Annotated in this window: 5 protein-coding genes; 1 reads left to right on the top strand and 4 read right to left on the bottom strand. The window is 45.0% G+C overall.

The genetic code is table 11. From position 1 onward, the window contains the following. The 4 genes from ACJ751_RS29785 to ACJ751_RS29800 all read right to left on the bottom strand — a co-directional run. The coding region (locus ACJ751_RS29785; RefSeq protein ID WP_407749189.1) for an STN domain-containing protein at positions 1–878 on the bottom strand (878 nt) is incomplete at its 3' end. Then, positions 862–1,440, bottom strand: coding sequence for a FecR domain-containing protein (locus ACJ751_RS29790; RefSeq protein WP_407749190.1), 579 nt, complete (start codon positions 1,438–1,440; stop codon positions 862–864). The genes ACJ751_RS29785 and ACJ751_RS29790, both read right to left, overlap by 17 nt. Continuing rightward, positions 1,433–1,975, bottom strand: coding sequence for an RNA polymerase sigma factor (locus ACJ751_RS29795; RefSeq protein ID WP_407749191.1), 543 nt, complete (start codon positions 1,973–1,975; stop codon positions 1,433–1,435). Before ACJ751_RS29795 ends, ACJ751_RS29790 begins: the two co-directional genes overlap by 8 nt. 78 nt (positions 1,976–2,053) lie before the next feature. After that, positions 2,054–2,872 (bottom strand): hypothetical protein, encoded by an 819-nt coding sequence (locus ACJ751_RS29800; protein ID WP_407749192.1) that lies wholly within the window; start codon positions 2,870–2,872, stop codon positions 2,054–2,056. A gap of 182 nt (positions 2,873–3,054) precedes the next feature. Here ACJ751_RS29800 and ACJ751_RS29805 point away from each other — a divergent pair. Beyond that, the coding region (locus ACJ751_RS29805; RefSeq protein ID WP_407749193.1) for a hypothetical protein at positions 3,055–3,366 on the top strand (312 nt) is incomplete at its 3' end.

Genomic DNA, 3,366 nt, shown 5'->3' on the forward strand with positions numbered 1-3,366 from the left:
ATTAGCGGGTTATAGGGCTGACTGCGGTTATTGGGACCAGTAAAATAATTGCCACCTCCATTTACCGGTATAGCCACTTTCCAATGCAGTCCAAACTGCCAATGCCAGGGGGCGCGGAAAGCCCTGGCAACAATACGGCCGTCTTTCCTGCTGACATCCGTGCGAATCATCTTTGTTTTGGTTTGCATGGTGTCTTTTACCCAGGGGCGGTTTGAATTACGGGCAGGAACCGGCGCAGGCGTCGCTTTCCCCTTTGGTGTTTGTCCCTTTATTGTGTCAACTACATCGATGTAATTGTTACCGGGAGTACCACCGGCCATGGTGGTTAACAGTAAATTGTTTGCGGTGGTGTCTTTTACGCCATGGTGAGCAATCACCGGATCGATAGCAGCAGGGGTATCAATGGCAACAACCCGGTTCAATGAATCCGGGTTCGTATGCTTTATAATATGAGTAGTGTCTGTTGGCTGGGTTCGCCTGACGGGTGTATGGACCGGTTTTTTCTTTTTTGCAACCGGGCGCCGCCTGGTTCTTTGTTTTGGCGGGTTATCCTGGAAGATCACATACCCATTATACATGCGATAATACAATGACGTGTTCTTCCGTATTTCCTGTAGCAATAACCCAATGGTATACGTGCCTTTTTTCAGGTTAATAACTTTATCGCCTTTTACCTTCGAAGAGTTAAAGGAAAAACGGATGGCGCTGTGACTGTGAACAAACCTCGTCAACGAATCCAGCGTTATGGGTTTATCAAAATAAAATGGCGGCCACTGGTTTCCGGGAGCAGCGACTTTTTGTTGTGCCAGGCAATCTCCCGGCATGGCACATACCAACAGGATGAACCATCCGGAAATACATTTATTTATCAGATCCATTTACAGATATTATGACTTGCTGGTTACTCTTATCAATTTTATACTTGCAATCGAGGGTAATTGTTATCAGATCGAGCATTTGCTTCAGTGTAATACTATCAACCCTGGTGGTGATCCTGCGTTCACCTATATGGCCTTTCAAAATGACCTTTATATCAAATCCCTTTTCCATGTCAACAGCCACTTTTTTGAGCGGCATATCATTGAATTCAAAAGAGACCCGTTTTTCTTTTACTACAGGGGAAAGCGTGTCTTCAGCAACTACCGGGTGGTTGGTTGCCAGGCTGTCACTGTTATAGGTTACGGGCGTTACTGTTTTTTGTTCTTTCTTCTTTATTACCACCAGGGTGATTACGGAAACGGTTGCTACCAGGCCTGCGCCTATCATGATCTTTCCTATCCTTTTCCCCAGCCATTTTTTGAAACCGGATGTACGTGCCGGTACAGCGGGCGCCTGCAACAGCAGTTGTTGCATATTCTCCCAGGCGGCCTGCACCGGTACATCCGGCTCGGGATAGCGTTTGTCGCCGGTCTTATTAATAGGTGAATTATTTCTATCCAATGTTTCTGTTTCTGTTAGTATGACGTTCAAAAATTTCTTTCAACCGGGTGCGGCATTCGTTCAGTTGCCATTTTACGGTGCCCTCCTTCATGTCGATCAATTGAACTATTTCTTTTATTGAAAAACCTTCGAGGTAATACAGGCTGCACACGTACCTGGTATTGGGCGGCAACTGGTCGAGGTAGTAATAAATATCTTTCCACTCCAGTTGCTTAAAAGGATTATTCACCACGGCATCCTGGTTATTTTCATTCAACTCAAAAGTGAGCTTCGACTTTTTATCTCTGATAAGCGTAAGGGCTGCATTGCGAACCGTGGTGTAAGCCCAGTTAAACAGATCGCCTTTGGCCGGATCGTATTTATGAATACTCCTGAACACTTTTAACATGCCATTATTTACTGCAGTAAGAATATCATGGTTGTCGGAAAAAAAGCATTTACACAAGGCGAACATGGCCGGGTAAAATTGCCTGTACAATTTTTCCTGACTTTTGGGGTCATTTTTTTTGCAGCCATCTAAAATATCTTTATCCAAAGGATCCTGGGTTTATACACAGAACCGTTTTCAACGGTACTGAATAACGGTTCTGTGCAAATTTATCATTTATCGCGCCTAATTAATAATCAGGGGAGAAATTGTTACTTTACTTGCGTCGTTCCAGGTAAAGCTATACTGTGTTCCGGTTTTTGTAAAGGAACCGGTATAAGTAACGCCACTCACATTCACTTTAAATGTATGCGTGCCATCCGTTACCGGGTACAACGTTCTTGTTGATGTGGCCTGAACCGGTCCGCTGGTACAGCCTCCCGGTACATATACACCCCGGTATTCCAGATTGTAGCTGCCATTTGTACCGGACAACCAGGTGAGCAGGGTATTGAACGTGCAGGGATAAGCGTTCTGCGTAGTCGCTTTGATCACCAACCCTGAAACATTACCGGTATCAATTCTTATTACAGACAAATTGATATGATCGTTCGCTAAAGTAAAGGTAGAATCATGGGGACCGCAATTCTTACAGGTGTCGTGACGGGTGGTATCCTTAGGAATAGTTGGAACCGTATCGGTTGGGAAACCACAGATAGAATCTCTGCGAAGGCTATCGCAATAACTGCTGTCAGTTACGCTTACCAGGATCCTTTGTATAGTACTGCCCATAGTGGCCATTACCGAATAAGAACCTGATCGGCGAAAATAAACGGTGGCTTTATCGCCATCGCTGGTCAGGGTTACATTGGCGGAAGGGCTTACAGACCATTTTGCCCCCTGTCCGGAGGTATTTTGTACCGAGAAGCTTACCGGTTCTCCTTTTTTGATCCCTTCCGTTTTGGCGGCATTTACCGATGCAGGATCACTACTGTGCTCTTTTTGACACGACATATAGCCGATTACCGCTGTCAATAATAAAAACGGGATTAATAATCGTTTCATGATGCTTTAATTTTTGGTATTTGATACAGCGTGATCACTACTGTTATAGTATAAACTACTGCCCTGCTTCAAAAGGTTGGAATTGCTCCCGTTTTTTTAAAAGAACTTCCCGCCGGCTAACATTTTTTTAATGCAACAGATCCCCCCGTTAGGTTGTCCTGTAAGGGCGTCAACCTCATATCATGAAAAAGCACCTTATCACTCTTCCATACAAACCCGTTATTGCCGCACTCATATTCAGTTTTACCATTATAAGCTGTAAGAAGAACCATGATTCCATTGTTGAAAAGCCCTTACAGGTTGAAGAAACAAGCATTGCCGGCAATACGGTCCAACCCGTGATCACCATAGCGGCCAATGCTACCGTTCCACCCACAAAAACCAAATATAATTTTGTCTTCGACTGGGAAAAGACCCAATACATGCCGACTGCACCCGGCAAGCCGGCCGTACCCGTTCCCTGGAGCGACCAGGTAACCAGGAATTACGACCCC

Source organism: Niastella sp. (assembly GCF_045805085.1).
In the GTDB taxonomy this organism is placed as follows: Bacteria; Bacteroidota; Bacteroidia; order Chitinophagales; family Chitinophagaceae; genus Niastella.